The organism is Pseudomonas sp. 21615526 (genome assembly GCF_013386245.1).
GTDB lineage: Bacteria > Pseudomonadota > Gammaproteobacteria > Pseudomonadales > Pseudomonadaceae > Aquipseudomonas.
Genome location: NZ_JACAOM010000032.1, coordinates 44,552 through 71,367, shown reverse-complemented (window position 1 = coordinate 71,367; position 26,816 = coordinate 44,552). Strand labels below are relative to the sequence as shown.

21 protein-coding genes and 1 pseudogene are annotated in these 26,816 nt (G+C 60.7%); 5 read left to right on the top strand and 17 right to left on the bottom strand.

Annotated features, from left to right (window positions below):
- The 5 genes and pseudogenes from HX786_RS31890 to treP form a co-directional block, all read right to left on the bottom strand.
- Nucleotides 1-169, bottom strand: a pseudogene (locus tag HX786_RS31890) (PTS glucose transporter subunit IIB); the annotation flags it as partial.
- Between the two features lies 1 nt (nucleotide 170).
- The gene (gene ptsP, locus HX786_RS11695) at nucleotides 171-2,648 is read right to left on the bottom strand and encodes a phosphoenolpyruvate--protein phosphotransferase (RefSeq protein WP_178912088.1); all 2,478 of its coding nucleotides are present in this window, start codon (nucleotides 2,646-2,648) and stop codon (nucleotides 171-173) included.
- A 49-nt stretch (nucleotides 2,649-2,697) separates the two neighbouring features.
- Nucleotides 2,698-3,918, bottom strand: a complete 1,221-nt coding sequence (locus HX786_RS11690) for a carbohydrate porin (RefSeq protein ID WP_087695126.1) — start codon at nucleotides 3,916-3,918, stop codon at nucleotides 2,698-2,700.
- Nucleotides 3,919-3,989: 71 nt separating this feature from the next.
- Nucleotides 3,990-5,636: an alpha,alpha-phosphotrehalase gene (gene treC, locus HX786_RS11685; RefSeq protein WP_003209630.1), complete on the bottom strand. Its 1,647-nt coding sequence runs from the start codon at nucleotides 5,634-5,636 to the stop codon at nucleotides 3,990-3,992.
- A 65-nt stretch (nucleotides 5,637-5,701) separates the two neighbouring features.
- Nucleotides 5,702-7,144 carry a PTS system trehalose-specific EIIBC component gene (gene treP, locus HX786_RS11680; RefSeq protein ID WP_178912087.1) on the bottom strand — a complete coding sequence of 481 codons (1,443 nt, stop codon included), beginning with the start codon at nucleotides 7,142-7,144 and terminating at the stop codon, nucleotides 5,702-5,704.
- Between the two features lie 235 nt (nucleotides 7,145-7,379).
- Here treP and treR point away from each other — a divergent pair, with 235 nt between their 5' ends.
- Nucleotides 7,380-8,084, top strand: coding sequence for a trehalose operon repressor (gene treR / locus HX786_RS11675; protein WP_177040145.1), 705 nt, complete (start codon nucleotides 7,380-7,382; stop codon nucleotides 8,082-8,084).
- Nucleotides 8,085-8,139: 55 nt separating this feature from the next.
- Here treR and HX786_RS11670 read toward each other — a convergent pair whose 3' ends face one another.
- From HX786_RS11670 to HX786_RS11645, 6 genes are all read right to left on the bottom strand, one after another.
- Entirely contained in the window at nucleotides 8,140-9,375 is a 1,236-nt protein-coding gene (locus HX786_RS11670) for a type II toxin-antitoxin system HipA family toxin (RefSeq protein WP_178912086.1), read from the bottom strand.
- Nucleotides 9,368-9,613 (bottom strand): helix-turn-helix transcriptional regulator, encoded by a 246-nt coding sequence (locus tag HX786_RS11665; RefSeq protein ID WP_003209640.1) that lies wholly within the window; start codon nucleotides 9,611-9,613, stop codon nucleotides 9,368-9,370. Before HX786_RS11665 ends, HX786_RS11670 begins: the two co-directional genes overlap by 8 nt.
- Before the next feature lie 197 nt (nucleotides 9,614-9,810).
- A complete protein-coding gene (guaA, locus tag HX786_RS11660; RefSeq protein WP_003209644.1) occupies nucleotides 9,811-11,388 on the bottom strand; it encodes a glutamine-hydrolyzing GMP synthase in 1,578 nt (525 codons plus the stop codon).
- 82 nt (nucleotides 11,389-11,470) lie between these two features.
- Nucleotides 11,471-12,940 (bottom strand): IMP dehydrogenase, encoded by a 1,470-nt coding sequence (gene guaB, locus HX786_RS11655; RefSeq protein ID WP_003209646.1) that lies wholly within the window; start codon nucleotides 12,938-12,940, stop codon nucleotides 11,471-11,473.
- Between the two features lie 238 nt (nucleotides 12,941-13,178).
- Nucleotides 13,179-13,727: a hypothetical protein gene (locus HX786_RS11650; RefSeq protein WP_003209647.1), complete on the bottom strand. Its 549-nt coding sequence runs from the start codon at nucleotides 13,725-13,727 to the stop codon at nucleotides 13,179-13,181.
- Between the two features lie 137 nt (nucleotides 13,728-13,864).
- Nucleotides 13,865-14,632: a sulfite exporter TauE/SafE family protein gene (locus HX786_RS11645; RefSeq protein WP_003209649.1), complete on the bottom strand. Its 768-nt coding sequence runs from the start codon at nucleotides 14,630-14,632 to the stop codon at nucleotides 13,865-13,867.
- Between the two features lie 99 nt (nucleotides 14,633-14,731).
- On the opposite strand from HX786_RS11645, the gene HX786_RS11640 reads away from it, so the two are divergent.
- The 4 genes from HX786_RS11640 to leuA all read left to right on the top strand — a co-directional run bounded on the left by HX786_RS11640 (nucleotide 14,732) and on the right by leuA (nucleotide 19,837).
- Nucleotides 14,732-15,622 (top strand): LysR family transcriptional regulator, encoded by an 891-nt coding sequence (locus HX786_RS11640; protein WP_003209651.1) that lies wholly within the window; start codon nucleotides 14,732-14,734, stop codon nucleotides 15,620-15,622.
- Between the two features lie 10 nt (nucleotides 15,623-15,632).
- Nucleotides 15,633-17,012, top strand: a complete 1,380-nt coding sequence (xseA, locus tag HX786_RS11635) for an exodeoxyribonuclease VII large subunit (RefSeq protein ID WP_177020410.1) — start codon at nucleotides 15,633-15,635, stop codon at nucleotides 17,010-17,012.
- A gap of 3 nt (nucleotides 17,013-17,015) precedes the next feature.
- The gene (locus tag HX786_RS11630) at nucleotides 17,016-17,837 is read left to right on the top strand and encodes a peptidoglycan DD-metalloendopeptidase family protein (protein ID WP_008438272.1); all 822 of its coding nucleotides are present in this window, start codon (nucleotides 17,016-17,018) and stop codon (nucleotides 17,835-17,837) included.
- A 320-nt stretch (nucleotides 17,838-18,157) separates the two neighbouring features.
- The gene (gene leuA, locus HX786_RS11625) at nucleotides 18,158-19,837 is read left to right on the top strand and encodes a 2-isopropylmalate synthase (protein ID WP_003209657.1); all 1,680 of its coding nucleotides are present in this window, start codon (nucleotides 18,158-18,160) and stop codon (nucleotides 19,835-19,837) included.
- A gap of 194 nt (nucleotides 19,838-20,031) precedes the next feature.
- Here leuA and HX786_RS11620 read toward each other — a convergent pair whose 3' ends face one another.
- The 6 genes from HX786_RS11620 to hisS all read right to left on the bottom strand — a co-directional run bounded on the left by HX786_RS11620 (nucleotide 20,032) and on the right by hisS (nucleotide 26,793).
- Nucleotides 20,032-20,823 carry an amidohydrolase gene (locus HX786_RS11620; protein WP_178912085.1) on the bottom strand — a complete coding sequence of 264 codons (792 nt, stop codon included), beginning with the start codon at nucleotides 20,821-20,823 and terminating at the stop codon, nucleotides 20,032-20,034.
- Nucleotides 20,811-21,959 (bottom strand): pyridoxal phosphate-dependent aminotransferase, encoded by a 1,149-nt coding sequence (locus HX786_RS11615; protein WP_003209660.1) that lies wholly within the window; start codon nucleotides 21,957-21,959, stop codon nucleotides 20,811-20,813. The genes HX786_RS11620 and HX786_RS11615 overlap by 13 nt, the downstream gene beginning before the upstream one ends.
- A 109-nt stretch (nucleotides 21,960-22,068) precedes the next feature.
- Nucleotides 22,069-23,538, bottom strand: coding sequence for a ribosome biogenesis GTPase Der (gene der / locus HX786_RS11610; RefSeq protein WP_003209661.1), 1,470 nt, complete (start codon nucleotides 23,536-23,538; stop codon nucleotides 22,069-22,071).
- A 139-nt stretch (nucleotides 23,539-23,677) separates the two neighbouring features.
- Nucleotides 23,678-24,829: an outer membrane protein assembly factor BamB gene (gene bamB, locus HX786_RS11605; protein WP_003209662.1), complete on the bottom strand. Its 1,152-nt coding sequence runs from the start codon at nucleotides 24,827-24,829 to the stop codon at nucleotides 23,678-23,680.
- A complete protein-coding gene (locus tag HX786_RS11600) occupies nucleotides 24,822-25,463 on the bottom strand; it encodes a tetratricopeptide repeat protein (RefSeq protein ID WP_003209663.1) in 642 nt (213 codons plus the stop codon). Before HX786_RS11600 ends, bamB begins: the two co-directional genes overlap by 8 nt.
- Nucleotides 25,464-25,503: 40 nt before the next feature.
- Nucleotides 25,504-26,793 carry a histidine--tRNA ligase gene (gene hisS / locus HX786_RS11595; protein ID WP_003209664.1) on the bottom strand — a complete coding sequence of 430 codons (1,290 nt, stop codon included), beginning with the start codon at nucleotides 26,791-26,793 and terminating at the stop codon, nucleotides 25,504-25,506.
- Nucleotides 26,794-26,816: the final 23 nt, after the last annotated feature.

The window sequence follows — 26,816 nt, the reverse complement described above, 5'->3', positions numbered from 1 at the left end:
CCCGGGTCAGTGCTACCCGCTGCTGCGACTTGAGATTCTCCGCGCCGCCCAGCGCATTCAGCACTGCCGGGGCCAACAGTGTTTCGCTCACTGGAGCTGCCTGCGGCGTTTCAAGCACCAGATCCGGCGTCAGGGCCTTCCAGAACGCCCGCTGAAATTTCTCGAACATGTCAGTTCTCCACAACCAATGAGGTTTCAACGGTAGCCGCGTGATACAGGCGCAAGGCCTCGCGAACCTGCGACGCTTCTTCCAGGCCCAGCACCTGGCGGGCGATGGATTGGCAATCCGCCAGGTCCAGCTCGCGCACGGTAGCCTTGATGGTCGGGATCAGCGGCACGCTGACTGACAACTCATCCACCCCCAGCCCGATCAGCACCGGCACTGCCAGCGCTTCAGACGCCAACGCCCCACACACGCCGACCCACTTGCCATGGGCATGGGCCGCCTTGACGGTGGCGGCGATCAGGCGCANNATGGCCAGGGTGTATTGGGTCAGGTCGTTGGTGCCGATGGAGAAGAAATCCACCTCCGGCGCAAACAGATCGGCCATCAATGCCGCCGATGGCACTTCGATCATGATTCCCAGCTTCGGCAGTTCCGTCAGCCCCAGGGCCAGCGCTTCCTCTTCAAGAATCTGCCGCGCCAGGCGCAGCTCCGAGAGCAGGCTGACCATCGGCAACATGATGTGCAGCCGGGCGAAACCGGCAGTGGCGAGAATCGCACGGAATTGTTCACGCAACAGTTCCGGGCGCTCCAGGCACAGGCGAATCCCGCGCAGGCCAAGGAACGGGTTGGTCTCGCTGTCCATCGGCACATAGGCCAACGGCTTGTCGCCACCAACGTCGAGGGTGCGCACCACCAGATTGCGCTGCGGACCCAATGCACGGGCGATGGCGCTGTAGGTGCCCGCCTGCTCCTCGGGGCTCGGCGCGCGGTTGCGGTCCAGGTAGAGGAACTCGGAACGCAGCAAACCAACGCCTTCGCCCCCCAGGGACAATGCCTGCTCCACCTCCTGCAACGATGCGACGTTGGCCGTCACTTCGACGTGATGACCGTCGCGGGTCGTGGCGGGCAACGACGCCTGCTCCACTTCCCGCTGGCGGCGCAGCACTTGTTGTTGGCGGCTGGCTTGCAAGTGTTCGATCTCGGCCAGGTCCGGGTCCAGGTGCAACTCGCCCTTGTCGGCATCCAGCAGCACTTGCTTGCCGTTGGCCAGTTCCAGCACCTGCGCCGGCACCCCGCAGATGGCCGGCAAGCCAAGGGCGCGGGCGAGAATGGCGACGTGGCTGGTAGCGCCGCCGCCCACCGTCACAAAACCCAGCACCTTGCGCGTGTCGAGGCTGGCGGTTTGCGAGGGGGTCAGTTGTTCGGCAATCAGGATTGCCTGCTCCGGCAAATCCCAGGCGCTGTCCTGAACCCCGAGGATCAATTTCAGCACCCGCTGGCCAACGTCTGCCAGGTCGGCAGCGCGCTCGGCAAGCAAGGCGTTGCCCAGGCCCTGGAAGAGCGTGGCGGTGGCCTCGGTGGCGCTGTTCCAGGCGAAGGCCGCGCTCTTGCCCTGGTCCAGCAGGTCGCGGGTTTGTTCCAGCAGGGCCGGATCGTCCAGCAACTCCTGATGGGCGCGGAAGATCTCGGACTGGGCAGTGCCGACGGCCTTTTCCTGCAGGGCTTGCAGCGCCTGATTGGCGTTGTTCAGGGCATGGGTCAGGGCCGCACGTTCCAGCGCTTCACCTTTGCCGGTCTCTACGAACGTCAGTGCCGGCTCCTTGACCTGCACCACTTGACCAAACGCCGAACCGGGCGAGGCGCACACGCCGCGCAGCAAGGTCGCCGATGAATCAGGCGCCACGGGTGCAGCGCCAGGTTGAGGAGCCGCGACGGTTTCACCGCAGCCTTCGGCCAGCAAGGTCACCAGCGCCTGGATCGCCGCTTCGGCATCCTCGCCAGCCGCGCTGACTTGCAAGGTGTCACCCTGCACCGTCTGCAATGCCATGATCCGTACCAGCGACTTGGCGTTGGCGCTCTCGGTTTGCTTGTGCAGGTAAATACTCGCCTTGAAGCCTTTGGCCGCCTGCGCCAGCACCGCCGCCGGGCGCGCATGCAGGCCGTTGGCGTTGGGCAAGGTCAGTGGCCTGGAGAACAGGGCGTCACCCTCCTCGTCTTTCACCTCGTCGGCAACGGCTTGCGGCGTGACTCGCAGCAGTGGCTGCCCCACGTCTACCAGGCCCTGCTCGGGCGTCAGCAGCTTAAAGGGCTCGCCACTGACCACCAGCATCAGGGTCAGCAAACTACGGGCATTGAGCGCCACGTAGTCGGCATCGAATTCAATCAGCGGTTGCCCGGCTTCCACCCGCTGGCCTTCCTCGACCAATCGGGTGAAACCCTTGCCCGCCAGGTTCACGGTGTCCAGGCCGATGTGCATCAGCACCTGGACGCCGTTGTCATCGGTGATGCTCACCGCATGACCACTGTCCTGGATATTGCTGATCACCCCGGCCAGTGGCGCGCAGAGGGTCTGCGAGGTCGGATCGATGCACAGGCCATCGCCGATCAGGCGACTGGAGAACACCGGATCAGGCACCTGGTCCAGGGCGAGCAGCACCCCGGACAATGGCGCCAGCAATTCCAGGGATTGGGTTGTGGTCATGACTTCACCTGCTGTTTGGTTCTGTAAAAATCATTGGGCATCGACGGCTTTATTTCCACCAGTACTCAACCTGCACACCAAAGTTGGAGCCATGCAACGCCGAGCCATAACTGCCGGTGTCGGACAACGCCGAACCTGCCGCCAGTTCATTGGCCGCACGCTTGGCCGCTTCGTTCCAGGTCGCGTAGGTGTAATACAGGCGCACTTCCGGTCGCGCCCAGAAATCCGGGCCTTTGGGCGACCAGGTTGGGGCGAACGTAAATTTGCTCAGCTTGCGCGTGCCACCGGTGGCCTCGACCTGATCATGACCGAGTTCGGTGACCAGCTTGAACTGTTCGGAAATCGCATAGGCCGGGCGCACGCCCAGCGACATCCAGGTCTGATCCTGGCTGCCCGGGCGAATATCCTTCTGGTACACGGCCTCGATCTGCCCGCCAAACCGTGGCGTCACTTGCCAGTCGAAGAACTCCACTGCGCGGTAGCTCTTGCTGCTTTTATCGAGGAAGGTATCGCCGGTATAACCGAGGCCGGTGCCGGGGCCTTCGCCGTACTGCAGGGCAAATTTGTTGCGCCCGCCGAGGAAGGGTTTCTGCACATGCTGGGCGGTAATGGCCCAGCCGCTGTTGGTGTCACGGCCACCGGCTTTTTCGATATAGCTCAAGCCCAGTTCCAGCTCGCCGCCGGGATTGGTCTTGAAGCCGGCCACGTTGAAGTCGTGACGGGTGGCGTATTCCTTCTGGTACAGGTTGTCCTTGCGGGAAAGCGCGTAGCTGTATTTCAGGTCGCCGATTTTCACGTCCTCGATACCGCCGCCCGTGGCGCTCTGGTTCCAGTAGTAGAAGTCGGAGATATGGATGTCATTTCGTTTGTAGTAGCGCCGGCCGGCCCACAGCGAACCGCCGTTGAGGCTGGGGATGTTCGACCACTGCGCATACATCTGCGGCATGCGTGCCGAGCCGTTGTCTTCGCCCTGGAACTTCAGCGCCCGGTCGTACTTGTTGTACAGCGAAGCCATGGCGTCGACGCTGAACACCGAGCCGTCGTCGAGGGTCAGCAGGTCCTGGCGCAATTCGAGTTCGGCGTACTGCTCGCATTCGTTGCCCAGGCGGTATTTGGATTGTGCACCCGGCAACTGGAAGCACTGCTGCTTGCCACTGCCGGTTGAAGTCCCCGCACCGCTACGCAAGTAGCCGGCAAATTCCAACGCCTGGGCTGCCATCGGCAAGGTCAGGCAGGATGCAACGAGGCCCAGCTTTATTGTTGTTTTCATGAAGCACTCCGATATTTTTATTATGTTTTTTTAAGCGCCCCGGCTCTCCCACGCCGGGGGTAAAGCGGGTCTCAGTCCTTGAGATGCAGCACAAACGATTCATACGGGCGCAGCGAGACCTGGCTCGAGCGCTGTGGGCAGTCGTCGTAGTTGCTGATCAGCAGGCGTTGCTCACTCGCCGCCGTCAGCAGGCCATCGGGCAGTTCGATCTGGCATGGCGTGCCGTAGAAGTTGTTCAGCACCAGCAGGCGTTCGCCGTGGCCTTCGCGCAGGTACGCCCAGACCTGGGTGTGCTGTGGCAGCAGTTGGCGATAAACGCCTTCCTGAATCAGCGGCTCATGCCGACGCAGCTTGATCAGCGCACGGTAGTGATGCAGTACCGATTGCGGGTCATCCAGCTCGCTTTGCACGTTGATCTGCGCGGCGTTGGCCGGGATGCCGATCCACGGTTCGCCGCGACTGAAGCCAGCGTTTTGCTCGGCATTCCATTGCATCGGTGTGCGGCTGTTATCGCGGGACTTCTGCATGATCGCCGCCATGCTCGATGCCTCGGACTCACCGGCCTCGCGTTTGAGCCGATAGATGTTCAGCGTCTCGACATCCCGGTATTGGTCGATGGTGTCGAAGCCCGGATTGGTCATCCCCAGCTCTTCGCCCTGGTACACGAAAGGCGTGCCCTGGAGGAAGTGCAGCGCAGTGGCGAGCATCTTCGCCGAGACCACGCGGTGCTCGCCGTCGTCACCAAAACGCGAGACCACCCGCGGCTGGTCGTGGTTACACCAGAACAGCGCATTCCAGCCGCCACCGGCCTGCATGCCGAGTTGCCAGTCGGACAGAATCTGCTTGAGTTGCAGGAAGTCGAAGTCGGCCGCGACCCACTTCTGCAGGTTCGGATAATCGACTTTCAGGTGGTGAAAGTTGAAGGTCATCGACAGCTCTTTCGACTGCGGATTCGAATAACGAATGCAGTGCTCAAGGCTGGTGGACGACATCTCGCCGACGTTGATCAGGTCATGCCCCTCGAACACTTCGCGGTGCATTTCCTTCAGGTATTCATGCACGTTCGGGCCGTCGGTGTAGAAGCGCCGACCGTCGCTGTTGTCTTCCGGAAAATCCGCCGGCTTGGAGATCAGGTTGATCACGTCCAGGCGGAAACCGCCCACACCCTTGTCGCGCCAGAAGCGCATCAGCTTGAACACTTCGGCGCGCACCTTGGGGTTGTCCCAGTTCAGGTCGGCCTGGGTGTGGTCGAACAGGTGCAGGAAGTACTGGCCGGTCTGCGCCTCGTATTCCCAGGCCGAGCCGCCGAACTTGGACTCCCAGTTGTTCGGCTGGTCGCGCCAGATGTAGAAGTCGCGGTACGGGTTGTCGAGGCTGCTGCGGGCCTGCTGGAACCACTCGTGTTCGATGGAAGTGTGGTTGACCACGATGTCGAGCATCAGCGTGATGCCGCGCTTGGCGGCTTCGCTGATCAGCAAGTCGCAATCGGCCATGGTCCCGTAGCTCGGGTCGATGGCGTAGTAGTCACTGATGTCGTAGCCGTTATCGCGTTGCGGCGAGCGCAGGAACGGGGTGATCCACAGGCAGTCGACGCCCAGCCACTTCAGGTAATCGAGCTTGTCCACGATGCCCAGCAGGTCACCGGTGGCGTTACCCGCGTGGCTGTGGAAGCTTTTGGGGTAGATCTGGTAGATCACCGAGTGTTGCCAGTTTTGCATGACGGGTTCCTTCAATTTGAAATGCGATCAACTGTGGGAGCTGGCTTGCCTGCGATAGCGGTAGATCAGGCGACCCGGTAGCCAGGCCGGACAATTTTCATGCTCAACACACAGGTCAAAACAAACGGCACGACAATCGCGACGACCATGCCGATGACAAAACTTGGGATGTACTGCGGGATGATCGAGATGAACCCGGGCAAGCCACCCACGCCAATCGCCGAGGCCTGCACCTTGTTCAGCGAGAGGAAAATACTGCCCAGCGCCGAGCCGGTCAGCGCCGCGTAGAACGGAAACTTGAAGCGCAGGTTGACCCCGAACATCGCCGGCTCGGTGATGCCGAAGTAGGCGGAAATCGCCGAGGTAGACGCCATGCTCTTGTCCCGCGCATTGCGGCTCATGTAGAACACGCCGAGCGCCGCGCTGCCCTGGGCCAGGTTGGACATGACGATCATCGGCCAGATAAAGGTGCCGCCCTGGGTGGAGATCAGTTGCAGGTCCACGGCGAGGAACATGTGGTGCATGCCGGTGATCACCAGCGGTGCATACAGCAGGCCGAAGATTGCGCCGCCGACCATCGGCGCCAGGTCAAACAGGGTGACCACGCCTTCGGTGATCAGGATGCCCAGGTGACGGGTCACCGGGCCGATGATCGCCAGCGCCAGTACGCCGGTGACGACGATGGTAGTGATCGGCACCACCAGCAACTGAATGGCATTCGGCACCCGTGCCCGCAGCCATTTCTCAATCACGCTCATCACGTAGGCGGCCAGCAGGATCGGCAGGATCTGGCCCTGGTAGCCGACCTTCTCGATCTTGAACCAGCCGAAAATATCGAAATACGGCAGGCTCTGGCCGTCGAGGCCGGCGACCGCCTTGCCGTAGTTCCAGGCGTTGAGCAGATCGGGGTGCACCAGCATCAGGCCGAGGACAATGCCGAGGATTTCACTGCCACCAAAGCGCTTGGCCGCCGACCAGCCCACCAGTGCCGGCAGGAACACGAACGAGGTGTTGGCCATCAGGTTGATCAGGCTCCACAGGCCATCCAGGTTCGGATAGGCGTCGAGCAAGGTCTTGTCCGCGATGAACATGCCCTTGGCGCCCATCAGGTTGTTCACCCCCATGAGCAAACCGGCAATGATCAGCGCCGGCAAAATCGGCATGAACACGTCGGAGAACACCCGCACCAGGCGCTGCATCGGGTTTATTTTGTCGGCGCTTTTCTGTTTCACGTCCGCGATGGTCGACGCGGCGAGGCCCGTTTGCTCACGCAGGGCGGCGTAGACCTTTTCCACTTCGCCGGGGCCGATCACGATCTGGAACAGGCCGCCGGTGAAGAACGAACCCTTGACCAGATCGACCTGGTTCAGCTCGCCGCTGTTGGCCAGGCTCGGGGCCTTGAGGGCCAGGCGCAAGCGGGTCACGCAGTGGGCAGCTTGCTCAAGGTTGTCGCTGCCGCCGAGGTTCTTGAGAATCTCGCGGGCAATATTCGGATAGTCGTGGCTCATGCTTGGTATCCACTCTGGTTTTTTTTATTGGGCGGTCATAGGCAGCACGCCGAAGCCAAAAGTACTCGTCTGTACGAGTTAAAGCAATAACTCGTATGTACGAGTTTGAAAATGATTAATTTTCTGTTTTTTGAGTCAGAAATTTCCGAGTTCTACAATGGGTTGCATGGACAAACCCCATCGCTGCCACTAAGGTTCCTGCCTTGAACGCCAACGCGGCACAGAGCCCTTCCCCATGAGTAAATACAACCAGATCTATACCGATCTGCTTGCCAGCATCACCACCGAACGCCTGCAACGCGGCACGCGCCTGCCCTCCGAAACCGAACTGATGGACGCCTACCAGGCCAGCCGTGGCACGGTACGCCGGGCGATCGAGCAATTGCAGGAGCGTGGGTTCGCGCAAAAGATCCACGGCAAGGGCACCTTCGTGCTGTCACCCAACCCCATCGAGTTCCAGCTCGGCGGTATCGTCAGCTTTCGCGAGACCCACGCCGCCCTCGGCGACGACGTCAGTACCGAAGTGGTGGAGTTCAGCCAGTTCCCGCTGGAAGGCCCGTTGATGCAGCACATTGAGGCCGAACCTGGCAGCCTGATCACCCGGGTCAAACGGGTGCGGCGGATCGACGGCAAACGGGTGATCCTCGACATCAACCACTTCGTCGCCGACCTGATACCGGGGCTGGATCGGGAGATTGCCGAGCAGTCGATCTATGCGTTTATCGAACAGACCTTGCAGCTGCAGATCAGCTATGCCCAGCGCACCATCGAAGCGCTGCCACGGGGAAAGGACGACCAGACACACCTGGACCTCGAAGGTCAGAGCCATGTGATCGTGGTGAGCAACCAGACGTTTTTGCAGGATGGACGGCAGTTCGAGTACACCGAGTCGCGGCATACGCTGGATAAGTTTTACTTTTCGGATATTGCGCGGCGGTAAACAAAGAAACGACTTGGCGAGTCCTCGAAAAGCCCGGCGTCGTCAGTCGGGCAAATCACTCCGGCACAATGCTCCTGGCCAGCCCGGCATTCCATGCAGCGACCATCTTTCCCCCCACCTCGTCGAACGCTGGGTGGACGCTTCGATACTCGGAAAGCTCCTCCATAGCGCGACTCATACCCTGGTGCACTCTGGCTAGCAATTCGTTGCAGCGCGCCTCTGTCAAACCGCATGAGCTACGCCCGAACTGAACCAGCATCTTGCGCTTTGGCCAGGCTTTCGAGCCACCGAGCAACAGCCCCATGATGTCGTTGCCGTTGTACACGGTGGTGGTCACCAGGTCGTAAGCCGGGGCGAGCCACACGTCAGCATCTTCTGCACAATTTTCATAAAGCAGGCCGAAGTTCTTGAGGTGCCCGTCACCATTCTGGATACCGGCAGAGAGTCCCACCATCATGAAGAAGTCTTCCAGCGTCCTGGTTATGCGGCTTGGCGTGACAAAAGACCGGATCAGCTTCGCGCATCCCTGATAACTGCCGTCGTACTTCTTCGCGGTTCCCCAACCCGATAGAACGCACATGTCCTCAAATCCGAGGTAGGCGCTTTCACCGATGTCGAACCGCTTCACCACCAGGAGCGTTCCCTGCTGGCTGAGATGGAATTCAGGTACTTCAAGACCACAATGGAGTGCGGCCCGCATGCAGAAAAACTCATTGGCTGCCAGTTGCGGAAAATCTGAGTCGTTGAACGCCTTAACCAGATGCGTGGCGCCTCGATGAGTGAAACGCTCAACGTCGGGAGCCCTATCGCCTGCGTCGCGCACCAGCACTTTCGGTTGAACGCCCGACACTCCCGAGTAGGCTGCGTAGGTTTTGAGAAGGTCATCAAACAGCTCTTGCGCCCCGTCATAGACCAACAGCTCGGAGAGCTTGACCTCAGGCAACGACTCGCCACTCGCTTCATGGGCAACACTGATACGGCCAAGTTGGTGTGGACCGACAATGCCCAGCAAAGAGAAGTCATCAAAGCCACGCACTGACTTGCTGAAACGTCGCACGAGCTCGTCTTTGAGATGCCCCTCAGGGATGTGCATCTCGAACAACGGGTGGATTCCATACTCCCAGTTGTAGCTTTCCAGACGCACCGGCATGGTCAGGGAAATCGCGTTCTCGTCGGCGACTCCCTCGTGATAGGAAAAAACCGAATCACGCCGATTTTCTTCTCGCCGCCCAAGCGTTCCGGCAGGCACGCCACCTGCGCCGATATACAGCCGGTCACTTTGACTAGTCATGGACGTTTCCTGATTTCAGTTCATCGAGGGTCTTGCGCCGACGCATGGGGATGGCGGTCAGTTCGTACCCCAAGCCCTCAAGGATGGCTGCGACCTTGCGAATCCCTACTTCAGGGACGGTGTTGTTCTCAATCCCCGAAATGGTTGCGCGACTCATCCCATGCCGATGCGCAAGCTGGCTTTGTGACAGGCCTGCGGCTTTGCGGAGATTCTTGATGAGTATTCCTAAGTCGCCCACTTATCTGCATCCTATACAATGCATAAATAGATAAAATCACACATATGAACCGTATACGATGCAAATCATTCTGAATAGATCTTTATTCGGGTAAACGACCAAGTGCAGCTCTCGCGTAAATATCCACACTCCAGAAACACAAAACCCCGGCACCAGGCCGGGGTTTTGTTATTCAGCGCTCACCTGCTACGGCAGGATCATTCCCACTCAATGGTCGCCGGCGGCTTGCTCGACACGTCATAAGTCACGCGCGAAATACCTTCGATCTCATTGATGATACGGCCGCTGACCGTCTCCAGCAGTTCGTACGGCAGGTGTGCCCAACGGGCGGTCATGAAGTCGATGGTTTCCACCGCACGCAGGGCCACAACCCAGGCGTAACGACGGCCATCGCCGACCACGCCAACCGACTTCACCGGCTGGAACACTACGAACGCCTGGCTGACCTTGTGGTACCAGTCGGCCTTGCGCAGTTCTTCGATGAAGATGTGGTCGGCGCGACGCAGCAGGTCGGCGTATTCCTTCTTCACTTCACCGAGGATCCGCACGCCCAGGCCCGGGCCCGGGAATGGGTGGCGGTAGACCATGTCGTACGGCAGGCCGAGTTCCAGGCCCAGACGACGGACTTCGTCCTTGAACAGTTCGCGCAGTGGCTCTACCAGCTTGAGGTTCATTTCCTCAGGCAGGCCGCCCACGTTGTGGTGGGACTTGATCACGTGGGCCTTGCCGCTCTTGGCGCCGGCCGATTCGATCACGTCCGGGTAGATGGTGCCCTGGGCGAGGTACTTGATGTTGTCCAGTTTGTTGGACTGGGCATCGAATACGTCGATGAAGGTGCGACCGATGATCTTGCGCTTCTTCTCCGGGTCGGACTCGCCGGCCAGGTTGTTCAGGAACTGATCTTCAGCGTTGGCGCGGATCACCTTGACGCCCATGTTCTCGGCGAACATGGCCATCACTTGCTCGCCTTCGTGCAGGCGCAGCAGGCCGTTGTCGACGAAGACGCAGGTCAGTTGGTCGCCGATGGCCTTGTGCAGCAGCGCCGCAACCACGGAGGAGTCAACGCCGCCGGACAGGCCCAGCAGGACGTTGTCGGTGCCGACCTGGGCACGTACGTTGGCGATGGCGTCTTCAGCGATCTTCGACGGGGTCCACAGGGCTTCGCACTGGCAGATGTCGAGGATAAAGCGCGACAGGATGCGACCGCCTTGCTTGGTGTGGGTCACTTCCGGGTGGAACTGCACGCCGTAGTAGCCGCGCTCGTCGTTGAACATGCCGGCAATCGGGCAGCTCGGGGTGCTGGCCAGGATGTGGAAGTCTTCCGGCATCCGGGTGACCTTGTCACCGTGGCTCATCCATACGTCGAGGCCAAACAGGCCGTCGGCGTCGATGTGGTCTTCGATGCCGTCCAGCAGGCGGCTCTTGCCGACCACGTCGACACGGGCGTAACCGAACTCACGCAGCTCGGAACCTTCAACCTTGCCGCCCAGTTGCTCGGCCATGGTCTGCATGCCGTAGCAGATACCGAAGACCGGCACGCCCAGGTCAAACACCGCCTGCGGGCAACGCGGGCTGTTGGCTTCGTGCACGGACTCGGGGCCGCCGGCGAGAATGACGCCTTTTGGAGCGAATTCGCGAATCGCTTCGTCGTCCATGTCGAACGGATGCAGTTCGCAGTACACGCCGATTTCACGCACGCGGCGGGCGATCAGCTGAGTGTACTGGGAACCGAAGTCGAGGATCAGGATGCGGTGGGCGTGAATGTCGAGGGCCATGAGATCAGTCTCGTCTAATGAATCAGAAACAACTCGGGGCTGAATAAGACAGCCCCGGTTACTTAACTATTTGCTGGAAGCATCAACCTACGCGGTAGTTTGGCGCTTCCTTGGTGATCTGTACGTCGTGGACGTGGGACTCGGCCATGCCGGCACCGGTGATCCGCACGAACTCAGGCTTGGTGCGCATTTCTTCGATGTCGGCGCTGCCGGTGTAGCCCATCGAGGAACGCAGGCCGCCCATCAGTTGATGGATGATGGCGCTCAGGGTGCCCTTGTACGGAACACGCCCTTCAATGCCTTCCGGTACCAGCTTCTCGGCGCCCGCGGAGGAGTCCTGGAAGTAGCGGTCGGAAGAGCCTTGAGCCTGGGACATGGCGCCCAGGGAGCCCATGCCGCGGTAAGCCTTGTACGAACGACCCTGGAACAGTTCGATCTCGCCCGGCGCTTCTTCAGTACCGGCGAACATCGAGCCCATCATCACGCAGGAAGCACCGGCGACGATGGCCTTGGACAGGTCACCGGAGAAACGGATGCCGCCGTCGGCGATCAACGGTACGCCAGTGCCTTCAAGGGCCGCGGCGACGTTGGCGATGGCGCTGATTTGCGGCACACCTACACCTGCAACGATACGGGTAGTGCAGATCGAGCCAGGGCCGATACCGACCTTGACCGCATCAGCACCGGCTTCGGCCAGGGCCTTGGCGGCAGCGCCGGTGGCAATGTTGCCGCCGATCACTTGCACGTCAGGGAAATTCTGTTTGACCCAGCGAACGCGGTCGATCACGCCTTTGGAGTGACCGTGGGCAGTGTCGACCACCACCACGTCAACACCGGCAGCCACCAGGGCCGCTACACGGTCACCGGTGTCTTTGCCGGTACCGACCGCAGCGCCTACGCGCAGACGACCTTGATCGTCCTTGCTGGCCAGCGGGTAAGCCTTGGCTTTTTCGATGTCGTTGACGGTCATCATGCCCTTGAGGGCGAATTTGTCGTCGACGATCAGTACGCGTTCGATGCGGTGCTTGTGCAGCAGCTCGCGCACATCGTTCTTGTCGGCGCCTTCCTTGACAGTAACGAGGCGCTCTTTAGGCGTCATCACTTCACGGACGGTGACTTCAAGGCGGTTCTCGAAACGCACGTCACGGGAAGTGACGATGCCGACCAGGTCGCCATCGTGCAGCACCGGAACGCCGGAGATGTTGTGCAGGCGGGTCAGGTCGAACAGGTCACGAACGGTGGCATCGGCCTCGATGGTGATCGGGTCCTTGACCACACCGGCTTCGTAACGCTTGACCTTGCGAACTTCGGCAGCTTGCTGCTCGATGGTCATGTTCTTGTGGATGATGCCGATGCCGCCTTCCTGAGCCATGGCGATTGCCAAACGGGCTTCAGTGACGGTGTCCATGGCAGCGGAAACCAGAGGAATATTCAGCTCGATGCCACGGGTTAGGCGGGTCTTGAGACTGACTTCGTTAGGAAGCACCTCGGAATAACCGGGCACTAGGAGAATGTCGTCGAATGTCAGAGCTTCTTGGCTGATACGCAGCATCGCGGGGGCTCCCGAGCGGGAAAATGGAAGCGCGCCATTATAGTCAGACACCCCCTCGGGTTCAATGTAAAACTCTGACAAACTTGGTAATACTGATAGATGGATGATTTTTGCAGCACTGATCGTTCCCACGCTCTGCGTAGTAACGCCGCTTTGGACGCTCCGCGTCCTGGCCAGGGCGACGCGGAGCGTCACGGGAAGCGTTCCCACGCGGGAGCGTGGGAACGATCACATCGGATTAAAGTTCGACTTTGACCCAACTCATCTTCTGGTCCAGCCAGTCGGCAAATTCGTCGATAAAACTCTGCTTGAACCCCGCCTCCGCCCAGTTATTGAAGATGAATCCCAGGTTGGAAAAGCCGCATTCCTGCAGGAACAGGAAACCGTTGATGTCGTCCTCATGCCCACACAGCGGGCAGGTGAAGTTATCGGTGTGGCCGGGCATCCAGTCTTCCAGGCTTTCGAACAGGGCTTCGCCGACTTCCTTCAGGCACTCGGGACAGCCAGCTTCTTCCAGGAAGCCTTTGGCCGGGGTGTAGATGCAGCGCTTGTAGATGATCTCCAGGCCGTTGATCGGCTCGTTGAACGGCAGCGCGTCGGGGTGCAGCACCACGGCGCGGGCACCGTCGGCCAGGGCATAGCCCATGCGGTTGCCGGTGCGTCCGCAGGTGGTGAGTTCTTCCTTGACGATGTTCTTGCGCACCAGCCAGCGCACGATCGCCCGGGCGCGGGGTTCGTGGACGGGTAGCGTGGAGATTTTCGGGACAAGGATGCTTTGGGAATTCATGGGAGTCCTGCGGCGTGGCTACTGGCGCCTTCGCGAGCAAGCCCGCTCCCACAGGGGGAATGCGTTCCAAATGTGGGAGCGGGCTTGCTCGCGAAGAGGCCCTGAAGGCTGGCAGCTTAATCCCTGAAACAATCAGGTCAAGTACTCAAGTAACGGGCAATCAAGGCAATGCCACTGGCCAGCACCAGCCAGGTCACCAACCGCACAAACGCCTCGCGGGACATGCGCAGGGTCAACCGCCGCCCCGCCCACAGCCCGAGCGCCATGGCCGGCAACAGGCACACCGCCAACATCAACAAGGGTAGCTCGGCATACACGCCCGCGATCAGAAACAGGCTCAGGCGCACCACCGTACTGCAACTGATCAACGCACTCTGGGTCGCCCGCGCGCCATCCTTGGGCAATCGGCTGTTGAGGTAGATCGCATACAGAAAGCCGCCACTGCCAAACAACGCGCCAAACAGCCCGCCGACAACCCCCATGGGAATCGCCCAGCCGGCTGCCATCTGCGTGGGCTTGGCCTTCACCGCCAGGCTGTAGATCGCATAGGCGCTGATAAACAGCCCCATCAACAGCAGCAATAAATCAGAGTGCAGGTTGAGCAGGAAGATCACCCCAAGGGTGCAGCCAATCGCCATGCACGGCAGTAGCCTGAACAACTCCGGTTTCACCACATCCCGGCGCGATTGCAGAAGGTTGCCGAAGGCCGCGACAAAATCCAGCAGCACCAGCAAGGGGATGATCTTCGACAGCGGCATGAACAGAATCAGGATCGGCCCCGCCACCAATGCGGTACCAAAGCCTGCAATGCCGAACACGATATACGCCAGGGCAATCGCCACGCCGATCACCAGCCAGTCCACACCGCCAAACGACCAATGACTCAACAGCTCGACCGGACTCATGACGTATTCCTTATGAGAGATGGCCATCACTTTAGCCATTGGCAAGCGTTGCGACTAATATCTTCAAAGCCCATTACTCATCTCGAAAAGGCATGACTTGTGATTTCCACCCGGCAATTGCGTTACTTCGTCGAAATCGCCGAGAGCGGCAGCTTCAGCGCAGCGGCCGAGCGGCTGTTTGTGGCGCAATCGGCACTGAGCCGGCAGATCAAGGAGCTGGAAAACCTGCTGCAAACGCCATTGTTCGAGCGTACCGCGCGCCAGCCACGGCTGACGGCTGCGGGCGAGGCTTTTTATCCGCGGGCACGCAACCTGCTGGGCGAACTGCTCAAGGCCAGTGAGATGGCGACGCAAGTGGGCAATGGACAGCTCGGCACGCTGCGGATGAGCCATTCGAGCACGGTGCCGATGAGTGGCCGCCTGCTGCGCGGCATCGGTGCCTGGCTGGAACGATGCCCGGGCGTATCGATGGACATCGCCAAACTGTCCTCCGAAGCCCAGTTGGAAGAAATCGCCGACGGCCGACTGGAGGTCGGGCTGTTGCGCTTACCGGTGTTGCGCCAGCGCGAAGGCGTGCGCATCGTGCCTTTATATAGCGAAAGGCTGTTGCTGGCCGTGCCGCCGAACCACCGGTTGGCCGGGCACACATCCGGTATCGATTTGGCGCAACTGAAGAACGAAGCGTTTATCTCGATCCCTCACCCCCAGCGCGGAGGGCTGAGTTACCTGTCAGCCGAGTTGTGCATGCGTGCAGGATTTTTCCCCAAGGCGGCGCGGGTGATGTCGCGCAAGACCACGCAGTTACAGCTGATCCAGGCCGGATTCGGGATCGCCTTGCTGCCGGAGTCGATGCAGGACATTGCGCCGGCCAACATTCATTTTTTACCCCTGGCCGATCCCGATTGCCAAAGCACCGTCGCCCTCGCCTGCCAGCAAACGCCGAGCGCGCTGGTGGAGCAGTTCTGTCAAACCCTGCACGAATGCCTATAAACTGCCGCCCATGATTAAAGATCCCTTTGCCCGTCTGGGCCTGGACCGCGAAGTCCTGACTGTCAGCCAGCTCAACGGCCGCGCGCGGGTGTTGCTGGAAGACGTGTTCACCAATATCTGGGTCGAAGGCGAGATCTCCAACCTCGCCCGCCCGGCCTCCGGCCACGTGTATTTCACCCTCAAGGACAGTGGCGCCCAGGTGCGTTGTGCGCTGTTCCGGCAGAACGCCGCCCGGGTGCGCCAGGCGTTGAAAGACGGCCTGGCGGTGAAGGTGCGGGGCAAGGTCTCGCTGTTTGAGGGCCGTGGCGACTATCAGCTGATTCTCGACACGGTGGAGCCGGCCGGTGACGGCGCACTGCGCCTGGCCTTCGACGCGCTGAAGGAAAAACTCAGCGCCGAAGGCCTGTTCAGTGTCGAGCGCAAGGTGCCGCTGCCCGCACACCCACGGCGCATCGGGATTATCAGCTCGCCCACCGGCGCGGTGATTCGCGACATCATCAGCGTGTTCCGCCGCCGGGCACCCAACGTGGAACTGACGTTGATCCCGACAGCCGTACAAGGTCGTGAAGCCGTGGCGCAGATCGTCCGCGCACTGAAGCTGGCCGATGCACGCGGCTTCGACGCGTTGATCCTGGCCCGTGGCGGCGGGTCGCTGGAAGACCTCTGGTGCTTCAACGAAGAAGCCGTGGCGCGTGCGGTGGATGCCTGCGTAACGCCCATCGTCAGCGCCGTTGGCCATGAGACCGATGTGTCGATCAGCGACTTTGTCGCCGACGTACGCGCCCCAACGCCTTCCGCCGCTGCCGAGCTGTTGGCGCCGGACTCCAGCCACCTGACTCGCCAGGTAGAGAACCTGCACCGCCGCCTGGTGATGCTGATGCGCAACCGCCTGACTCACGACCGCCTGCGCCTGGAAGGCATGGCTCGTCGCCTGCGTCACCCGGGCGAGCGCCTGCGCCAACAGGCCCAGCGCCTGGATGACCTGGACATGCGCCTGCGGCGTGCCTTCGAGCGCAGCCTCAACACCCGTCGCGAGCGTTTGATCCGCCTGGAAACCCGCCTCGCCGGCCAACACCCCGGCCGCCAACTGGCGCTGTTGCGCCAACGCCTGGACAGCCTTGCCGAACGCCTGCCCCGTGCCATGCGCGAAGGCCTCAAGGCCCGTCGCCTGCAACTGCAAAGCCAGGTGCAGACGCTGCACGTGGTCAGCCCGCTGGCGACGCTTGGACGCGGCTACAGCATCTTGCTCGACGAACGCGGCCAGGCGATTCGCAACGCCGCGCAAACCCACACCGGGCAGCGCCTGACCGCGCGCCTCGGTGAAGGCCAATTGCAGGTACGGGTGGAAGACAACCACCTGACGCCCGTCACCCTCTCGTTACTGGATTGATTGATGCCACGCTTTTTAAGTTTGTTGATGCTGCTGTGCCTGACCTTTAACGCCCATGCCGACAGCTACATCACCCGGCTGCTGAACAAGCCGGTGCCCGGTGGCGTGGCGGTGGTCGACCTCGGCACTTCGGCCACGGCGCCCAAAGCCACCTACATGAACCGCCCAGTGCTGGTGGTGAAGGAGCAAAACAACTGGCTGGCGATTGTGGGCATCCCGCTGACGGTCAAGCCCGGCACCCAACGCATCACCAGCGGCAGCCAGAACCTGCCGTTTGTCGTGGGCTTCAAGAAATACCCCGAGCAGCACATCACCCTGAAGAACAAGAGCCAGGTGAACCCGGACCCGGCGCAACTCAAGCGCATCGAAGGCGAGCTGGCAGTCCAGCTCAAGGCCTATCGCAGTTTCAGCCCGAACACGCCGAGCAACCTGCTGCTGGACAAGCCGGTGAACGGGCCGCTGTCGAGCAAGTTCGGCGTGCGACGTTTCTTCAATGGCGAGGAGCGGAATCCGCATTCCGGCCTGGACTTTGCCGTGGGCGCCGGCACGCCGATCAAGACCCCGGCAGCGGGCAAGGTGATCCTGACCGGCAACTACTTCTTCAACGGCAACACCGTGTTTGTCGACCATGGCCAGGGCTTTATCAGCATGTTCTGCCATATGTCGAAGATTGATGTGAGCGTGGGCCAGCAACTGGCTCGTGGTGCGGTGGTGGGCAAGGTCGGTTCCACTGGCAGGGCGACCGGGCCGCATATGCATTGGAACATCAGCCTGAACGACGCACGGGTGGATCCGGCGATCTTTATCGGCGCGTTTCAGCCCTGATGCTCAATTGCGCACCCGGCAAAGGGTGCGCAAACAAAACAACCCCGCGCACAATTCTCAACCATAAAATCTCGTTTTCCTCAGCAATAGCAGAACTTCTCTCAATTTTTTCCGACTGCTTGCCATCTTTCACCCCGGCGGTTAGGGTTGGACCTATGAAAACCTTTCACACCCTCATTCAGCTCCGCCAGCACCGCAGCCTGTGCCTAGTCAGCGCACGACTGCCAGGCTGAATCGATCTGCCTCGTCTTCTGCTTTATCCCCAATAACAGTTTTACGGCAGGCCGCCTTTTCTCGGCCCCTAGACAAAGGATTTCCCGATGAGCATGCTCAAAGACCCGTCTTCGAAGTACCGCGCGTTCCCGACCATTGATATCCCGGACCGTACCTGGCCTTCGAAAACCATCACCACCGCGCCGATCTGGTGCAGTTCCGACCTGCGCGACGGCAACCAGTCGCTGATCGAACCGATGGACGCGGTGAAAAAGCTGCGTTTCTGGAAGACCCTGGTCGCCGTCGGTGTGAAGGAAATCGAAGCATCCTTCCCGGCTGCGTCGCAAACCGATTTCGACTTCGTGCGCACCCTGATCGAAGACAATCACATCCCCGAGGACACCACCATCCAGGTGCTGACCCAGGGCCGTGAAGACTTGATCGCGCGCACCTTCGAATCCCTGCGCGGGGCGAAGAAAGCCATCGTTCACTTGTACAACGCCACCTCGCCGTCGTTCCGCCGCATCGTGTTCAACCAGGACAAGGACGGCATCAAGGCGATCGCGGTCAACGCGGCCAAGCTGTTCGTCAAATACGCCGCCCAGCAGCCGGAAACCCAGTGGACCTTCGAATACTCGCCAGAGACGTTCAGCGCCACTGAGCTTGAGTTCGCCAAGGAAGTCTGTGACGCGGTGATCGAGGTCTGGAACCCGACGCCTGAGCACAAGGTGATCCTCAACCTGCCAGCCACCGTCGAGTGCGCCACCCCGAACATCTATGCCGACCAGATCGAGTGGTTCGGTCGTCATATCAACCGTCGCGACAGCGTGATCATCAGCCTGCACACCCACAACGACCGTGGCACCGGCGTAGCCGCCACCGAGTTGGGCCTGATGGCCGGCGCCGACCGTGTCGAAGGCTGCCTGTTCGGCAACGGCGAGCGTACCGGTAACGTCGACCTGGTCACCGTGGCCTTGAACATGTACACCCAGGGCCTCGACCCTCAGCTGGACTTCTCCGACATCGACGGTATTCGCAAAGTTGTCGAAGAGTGCAACCAGATCCCGGTTCACCCACGTCACCCGTACGTCGGCGACCTGGTTCACACCGCCTTCTCCGGCTCCCACCAGGACGCGATCCGCAAGGGCTTCACCCAGCAGAAAGACGACGCCTTGTGGGAAGTGCCGTACTTGCCGATCGACCCGGCCGACATCGGCCGCAGCTACGAGGCGGTGATCCGCGTCAACAGCCAGTCGGGCAAAGGCGGCATCGCCTACCTGCTGGAGCAGGAATACGGCATCAGCTTGCCGCGCCGCATGCAGATCGAGTTCAGCCAGGTGGTACAGGCCGAAACCGACCGCGTGGGCCTGGAGATGACCGCCGCGCAGATCTACAGCTTGTTGCAGCGTGAATACCTGCAAGCCAACATTCCTTACGCGCTGGTCAGCCATCGCTTGCAGGAAGAGAACGGCAACAGCTCGGTGGAAGTTGAAGTCTCCGGCAAAGGCCAGGGCGAAACCAACCTGCGCTGGCACGGCAAGGGCAACGGCGCCCTGGAAGCGCTGGTGGCCGGGCTGCCGATTGGTGTGGAGATCATGGATTACAACGAACACGCGATTGGCGCCGGCACCAATGCCAAGGCGGCGGCCTACATCGAGCTGCGAGTGAACGGTGAGCGTCCGGTGCATGGCGTGGGCATTGATGAAAACATCACCACGGCGAGCTTCAAGGCGGTGTTCAGCGCGCTGAACCGCTCGTTGAGCCAGCTGGAAGCGAAAGCGGCATAAACACTGACCGCTGAAATGCGAAAGGCCCCGGGATGAGAATCCAGGGGCCTTTTTATTGGAATTTGTGGTGATTTTAAGGGCCGCTTCGCGAGCAAGCCCGCTCCCACATTTTGACCGCGTTCTTTCAGGTAGCGCAGGACGAATGTGGGAGCGGGCTTGCTCGCGAAGGCAATCTATAAGGCGGCGAAAATCCTTCAGGTGAACTCGAAGCTGTCCGCATCCAGGTTCGCCGGGAAGCGTGTGCGGTACTCCGCCAATTCCGCTGCGTCCAGGCACACCTGGAACACCCCGTCCGCCTCCCCTGCGCTCAGCAGGCTTTCGCCCTGGAAGTCCACGACCTGGCTGTCGCCGGTGTAGGCAAAGCCCTTGCCGTCCGTGCCCACCCGATTCACCGCCGCCACGTAGCACAGGTTTTCAATGGCCCGTGCCGGCAGCAGACGGTTCCAGTGCTGGCGACGTGCGCCCGGCCAGTTGGCGGTGTACAGCAGCAAGTCAGTGTCCTGGGCGTCACGACTCCACACCGGGAATCGCAGGTCGTAGCAGATCAACGGACGAATCCGCCACCCCTTGAGTTCGAACTGCACCTGGCGCTCGCCGGGGGTGTAGTGGTCGTGTTCACCGGCCATACGGAACAGGTGACGCTTGTCGTAGTGCAACACCTCACCATCCGGTCGCGCCCACAGCAGGCGGTTGCGGTGACTGCGGTCGGCGGCCTGGATGATCACGCTGCCGGTGATCACCGCGTTGTACTTCTTCGCCTGGGCCTGCAGCCATTGATGGGTGGGGCCGTTTTCAGGCTCGGCGAGGGTGTCCGATTCCATCGAGAAACCGGTGGTGAACATCTCCGGTAGCACGATCAGGTCGGCACCCTTGGCCTGTTCCAGCAACAGTTCAAAATGCTCCAGGTTGGCCTGGCGGTCGTGCCAGGCCAGGGTGGTTTGCACCAGGGCGATGTTCAGGTTGGGCAGTGCACTCAGATCACGCATAGTTTCTCGGCTGCTTGACGCAGCGTCTCCTCGCGTTTGGCAAAGCACAGTCGCACCAGGCGCTGGCCTTGCGGTGGGTTCCGGTAGAACACCGAGACCGGGATGGTCGCAACGCCGTGTTCGCGGGTCATCCACAGCGACATGGCGACGTCATCCAGGTCCGGGCGAATCTGTGAGTAATCCACCAATTGAAAGTAGGTACCGGCCACCCGGGTAAAGCTGAAACGCGACGGTTCCAGCAGGTCGCAGAACAGGTCGCGCTTGGCTTGATAAAAAGCCGGCAGCTCCTCGACGTGTTCCGGGTGTTCGGCCATGAAGTCTGCCAAAGCGTACTGCAACGGGGTCACGCCGCAAAAGTTGACATATTGATGCACCTTGCGCAGCTCGGCGCTGAGGGCTGGCGGCGCGACCACGTAGCCGGTTTTCCAGCCGGTGACGTGGTAGGTCTTGCCGAACGAACTGACCACAAACGCACGCTGATACAGCTCTTCGTGAGCCAACACGCTGACGTGGGGCACACCGTCGAACACCAGATGCTCGTAGACCTCGTCGCTGACCAGGTAGATGTCGCGGTCGCGGATCAACTCGGCCAACTGGTCCAGCTCGGCACGGCTGATCAGGGCACCGGTGGGGTTATGCGGGCTGTTGAGGATGATCATGCGGGTGCGCGGCGACAGCGCAGCGCGCAGTTGCTCGAAGTCCAGGGCGAAATCATCCAGGCCCAGTTGCACGTGTACGCAGCGACCGCCTGCCAGTTCCACAGAAGGCTCGTAGCTGTCGTAGGCCGGATCGAACACGATGACTTCATCACCGCTGCGGATCACCGCCTGGATCGCACAGAAGATCGCTTCAGTGGCGCCTGGGGTGATGGTCACTTCGCTGTCGGCATTCACCGTTGCGCCATAGCTGCGGGCAATCTTGGCCGCCACTTGCTGGCGCAGTACCGGCAGGCCGGTCATCGGGGCGTATTGGTTATGGCCCAGGGCAATGTGTCTGCCCACTCCATCGAGCAACTCCTGGGGCCCGTTAAAGTCGGGAAAGCCCTGGGACAGGTTGAGCGCACCGGTTTCGGCAGCGAGTTGCGACATGGTGGTGAAGATGGTGGTGCCGACATTCGGCAGCTTGCTGGTGATCATCGGTGCGCCCCTTGCGGTGAGCCCCAAGTTTTAAGCTGCATGCCGCGAAGGGTCAACCGCCAGACACAAAAAAAGGGCTCCGAAAGAGCCCTTTTTCAACCGATCAGGATCAGCGCTTGTCGCGGCGCTTTTTGTCGGCCTTCTTGTGGTGCGTCATCATCCGGCGCTTTTTGTTTACCTGGCGGTCGGTGAGGCTGTTCTTGTTACCTTCGTACGGGTTCTCGCCGCCCTTGAACTCGATACGGATCGGCGTACCGACCAGTTTCAAGACACGGCGGTAGGTATTTTCCAGGTAACGCACGTAGGACTTCGGCACCTTCTCCAGCTGGTTACCGTGAATCACGATAATCGGCGGGTTGGCACCACCCAAGTGAGCGTAGCGCAGCTTGATCCGACGGTTGTTGACCATCGGCGGCGCGTGCTCGCTGACCGCATCTTCAAGAATCTGGGTCAGGCGGTTGGTCGGCCAGCGGGTAACCGCGGACTTGAACGAGTTCTGCACCGAGGCGTAGAGGTTACCCACGCCGGTACCGTGCAGTGCCGAGATAAAGTGGATATCGGCAAACTCGACGAAGAACAGGCGACGCTGCAGCTCGACCTTGACGTAGTCGCGCTCGCTCGGCGTCATGCCGTCCCACTTGTTGATCGCAATCACCAGGGCGCGACCGGCTTCCAGGGCAAAGCCCAGCAAGTTCAGGTCGTGGTCTACCACGCCTTCGCGGGCGTCCATGACGAAGATCACTACGTTGGCGTCTTTGATCGCCTGCAGGGTTTTCACCACGGAGAACTTTTCAACTTCTTCGTGGATCTTGCCGCGCTTGCGCACACCGGCAGTGTCGATCAGCGTGTACTTCTCGTCGTTACGCTCGAACGGGATGTAGATGCTGTCGCGAGTGGTGCCCGGCTCGTCATAGACGATTACCCGGTCTTCACCGAGCATGCGGTTGACCAGGGTCGACTTGCCGACGTTCGGACGGCCGATGATCGCGATCTTGATACCGTCTTTTTCGCTTGGGCCAGGAATGCGCTTGGCTTCCTCGCCTTCGGCAACGATTTCTTCTTCGCCTTCGACTTCATCCACGTCATCACGCGGGAAGTCGCGCAGGGCGATTTCCAGCATCTGGGTAATGCCGCGACCGTGGGCACCGGCGATCGGGATCGCATCGCCCAGGCCCATCGGGCTGAACTCGGCGCGGGCCATTTCAGGATCGATGTTGTCGATCTTGTTGGCCACCACGTAGGAACGCTTGTTGCGCTTGCGCAGGTGCTCGCCAATCATCTGGTCTGCAGCGGTGTAGCCCGCGCGGGCGTCCACCAGGAACAACACGACATCAGCTTCTTCAATGGCCAGCAGCGACTGCTCGGCCATCTTTTCGTCCATGCCATGCTCGTCACCGGAGATACCACCGGTGTCGACAATAATGTAGGAGCGCCCTTGCCACTTTGCCTCACCGTATTGGCGATCACGGGTCAGACCGGACAAGTCGCCGACGATGGCGTCGCGAGTCCTGGTCAGGCGGTTGAACAAGGTGGACTTGCCGACGTTCGGTCGGCCCACCAGGGCGATTACGGGAACCATGCGGCTCTCCACTTCGTTATTTCAGAAAATACAAAAGCCGCTGCAAGGCAGCGGCTGGTGCTCGGGGCAGCGCTCGAAAGCGCCGCATGCCCTGCCGAAGCAGGGCCGCCTGGGAATTACCCCAAGCATAGTCAAACCATTACTTGATGGTCAGCGCTTCCAGTTTGCCGCTGTTGCCATACACGTAAAGCATGTTACCTACCACCAGCGGACGGGCACGCAGGCCGTCGCTGTCGATACGTTCGCGACCCACGAAGCGACCGTCCACCTGGCTCAGCAGGTGCAGGTAACCTTCAAAGTCGCCTACCGCCACGTAGCTGGAGAACACTTCCGGTGCCGACAACTGACGGCGGGCCAGGGAGTCGTTGCTCCACAATGCAGTGGTGGAACGCTCGTCGACACTTTCAACGGTGCCGGACGCCAGGCTTACGTAGACGCTGCCAAACCCTTGGGCGACACCGGCGTAGCTGGAAGCATCACGCTGCCAGTTGATCCGGCCGCTCTGCACGTCCAGCGCCGCAACACGGCCCTGATAAGTAGCGACGTAAAGGGTATCACCCGACAGCAGCAAGCCACCGTCGATGTCCACTACGCGGTCCAGTTCCGAACGACCTTGAGGAATCGCGACCCGGGTTTCCCAGGCCGGGACGCCGTTCTGGGTGTCCAGGGCGACCACTTTACCGGTCGATAGGCCTGCCAGTGCCAGGTTGCTGGTTACAACCGGACCGCTGGTACCGCGCAAGGTCAGGACCGCCGGCGTGCTGTCATACAACCAGCGCTGGTTACCGGTGGCGGCGTCGAGGCCGATCACACGGTCATCCTGGGTCTGCACGACAACCACGTCACCGTTGGTAGCAGGCGGCGAGAGCACTTCACTGGTCACGCGAGCGCGCCATTTCTCTTCACCGGTGCTCGAATCCAGTGCCACGACGTCGCCTTTCAGCGTGCCGAGCATCACCAGGCCAGAACCCACGCCAACGGCGCCGGACACAGGCAGTTCGAGGTCTTTCTTCCACTTGACGTCGCCGTTCATGCGATCCATGGAGACCACAACACCGGTGGAATCAGCGGCGTAGATAGTGTCACCGTCGATCGCCGGGACCATCAGGTTGTACAGATCGCCCTGACCGTCACCAATGGAGCGGCTCCACTGCTTTTGCAGGACCACTTCTTCCTTGAAGCTGGTCAGCTCGGCCGGAGGCAGTTCTTTTTTGCTGTTGCTGCTGCAACCCGCGGCCAAAACGGCCAGAGCCAGCAATGCTGCATGTTTCCAACGGATCACGTCACGCATCCCCTTTGGCCAAGTCGTCGAGCTTGATTTGTAAGCCACCGACCGCCGCTTCATCAGACAGCGCCGCCTTGGCTTTTTGGTACGCAGCATTGGCTTCGTCGGTACGACCCAATTGGACCAGGAGGTCGCCCTTGAGCTCTTCACGAGTGGCCAGGAATGCCTTGTCAGCATCGCCGTCGAGCAGTTTCAGTGCTTCGTCGGCCTTGTTCTGTGCCGCCAGTACCTGAGCCAGACGCTGACGTGCGATTTCACCCAGTGTCGGGTTGGCCGGCTTGTCGGTGATGGCTTTCAGCTCGGAGGCTGCGTCATCCAGCTTGCCGTTGTCGACCGCAACTTTTGCGACGAACAGGCTGCCGTATTGCGCGTAGGTGCTACCGCCGAATTCGCTCTTCAGCTTGCCGGCCAGGTCTGCAACCTGGGCCAGGTCAGGCTTGCCGTTTGGCGTCAGCGTGGTTTCCAGCAGTTGCTGATAGATAATCGAGGCGCCTTGCGACTGGTTAGCCTGATACTTGTGCCAGGCTTGCCAGCCGAACACCACTACTAAAGCCAGCAAGCCGCCAGTGACCAGGGGCTTGCCGTTGCGCTGCCACCAGTCTTTGAACTCGGCCAGCTGGTCATCATCAGTACTCGACACCCCAATACTCCTTAATCGCTAAATCGGCTGTTTGACAGCTTCAACCCTGCACGATGCAGGTGGCCAGGTGCGCTGCAAGCGCATCAAAGGCAATGCTTTGTTGTTCACCCTGACCACGCAGGGGTTTGAAACTTACCACTTGCTGGGCCAATTCATCATCACCCAGGATCAGTGCATACAACGCACCGCTCTTGTCGGCTTTCTTGAACTGGCTTTTGAAGCTGCCGGCGCCGGCATTGACTTGCAGGCGCAGGTTCGGCAGTTGGTCGCGCAGTTTCTCGCTCAGGGCCAGGGCAGCCAGTTCGGCCGCCTCGCCAAAGGCACAGAAGTACACGTCCACCTGACGGGAGATTTCTTCGGGAACCTGCTCCAGGGTTTCCAGCAGCAGGATCAGCCGCTCGATGCCCATGGCAAAACCTACGCCGGTGGTTGGCTTGCCGCCCATCTGCTCGACCAGGCCGTCGTAACGACCACCGGCACACACCGTGCCCTGGGCGCCGAGCTTGTCGGTGACCCACTCGAACACGGTCTTGCTGTAGTAATCGAGGCCACGCACCAGTTTCGGGTTGATGACGTAAGGAATACCGGCTGCATCCAGGCGAGCCTTGAGGCCCTCGAAGTGGATACGGGACTCGTCGTCCAGGTAGTCGGCCATTTTCGGCGCGTCCACCAGTACGGCCTGGGTCTCGGCGTTCTTGGTGTCCAGTACCCGCAGCGGGTTGGTTTTCAGGCGACGCTGGCTGTCTTCGTCCAGCTTGTCCAGGTGGGCCGACAGGAATTCCACCAGGGCTTCGCGGTAGCGGCCCCGGGATTCGCTGGTGCCCAGGCTGTTGAGTTCAAGCTTGACCGCATCACGGATGCCCAGCATGCCCCACAGGCGCCAGGTCAGCACGATCAGCTCGGCGTCGATGTCCGGACCGTCTAGGTTGAAGACTTCCAGGCCGATCTGGTGAAACTGGCGATAACGGCCTTTCTGCGGACGCTCGTGGCGGAACATCGGGCCGATGTACCAGAGCTTCTGCGGCTGACCACCGCCGGTGAGGCCATGTTCGAGCACCGCACGCACACACGCGGCAGTACCTTCCGGACGCAGGGTCAGGGAGTCACCGTTGCGGTCTTCGAAGGTGTACATCTCTTTTTCGACGATGTCGGTCACTTCACCGATGGAGCGCTTGAACAGCTCGGTGAACTCGACGATCGGCATGCGGATCTGCTTGTAACCGTAGTTATCCAGCAGGCGCGCGACAGTGCCCTCGAAGTAGCGCCACAGGGGCGTCTGCTCAGGCAGGATGTCGTTCATGCCACGAATGGCTTGCAGAGACTTGCTCACATCAAATCCTTAAATTCGTTCGA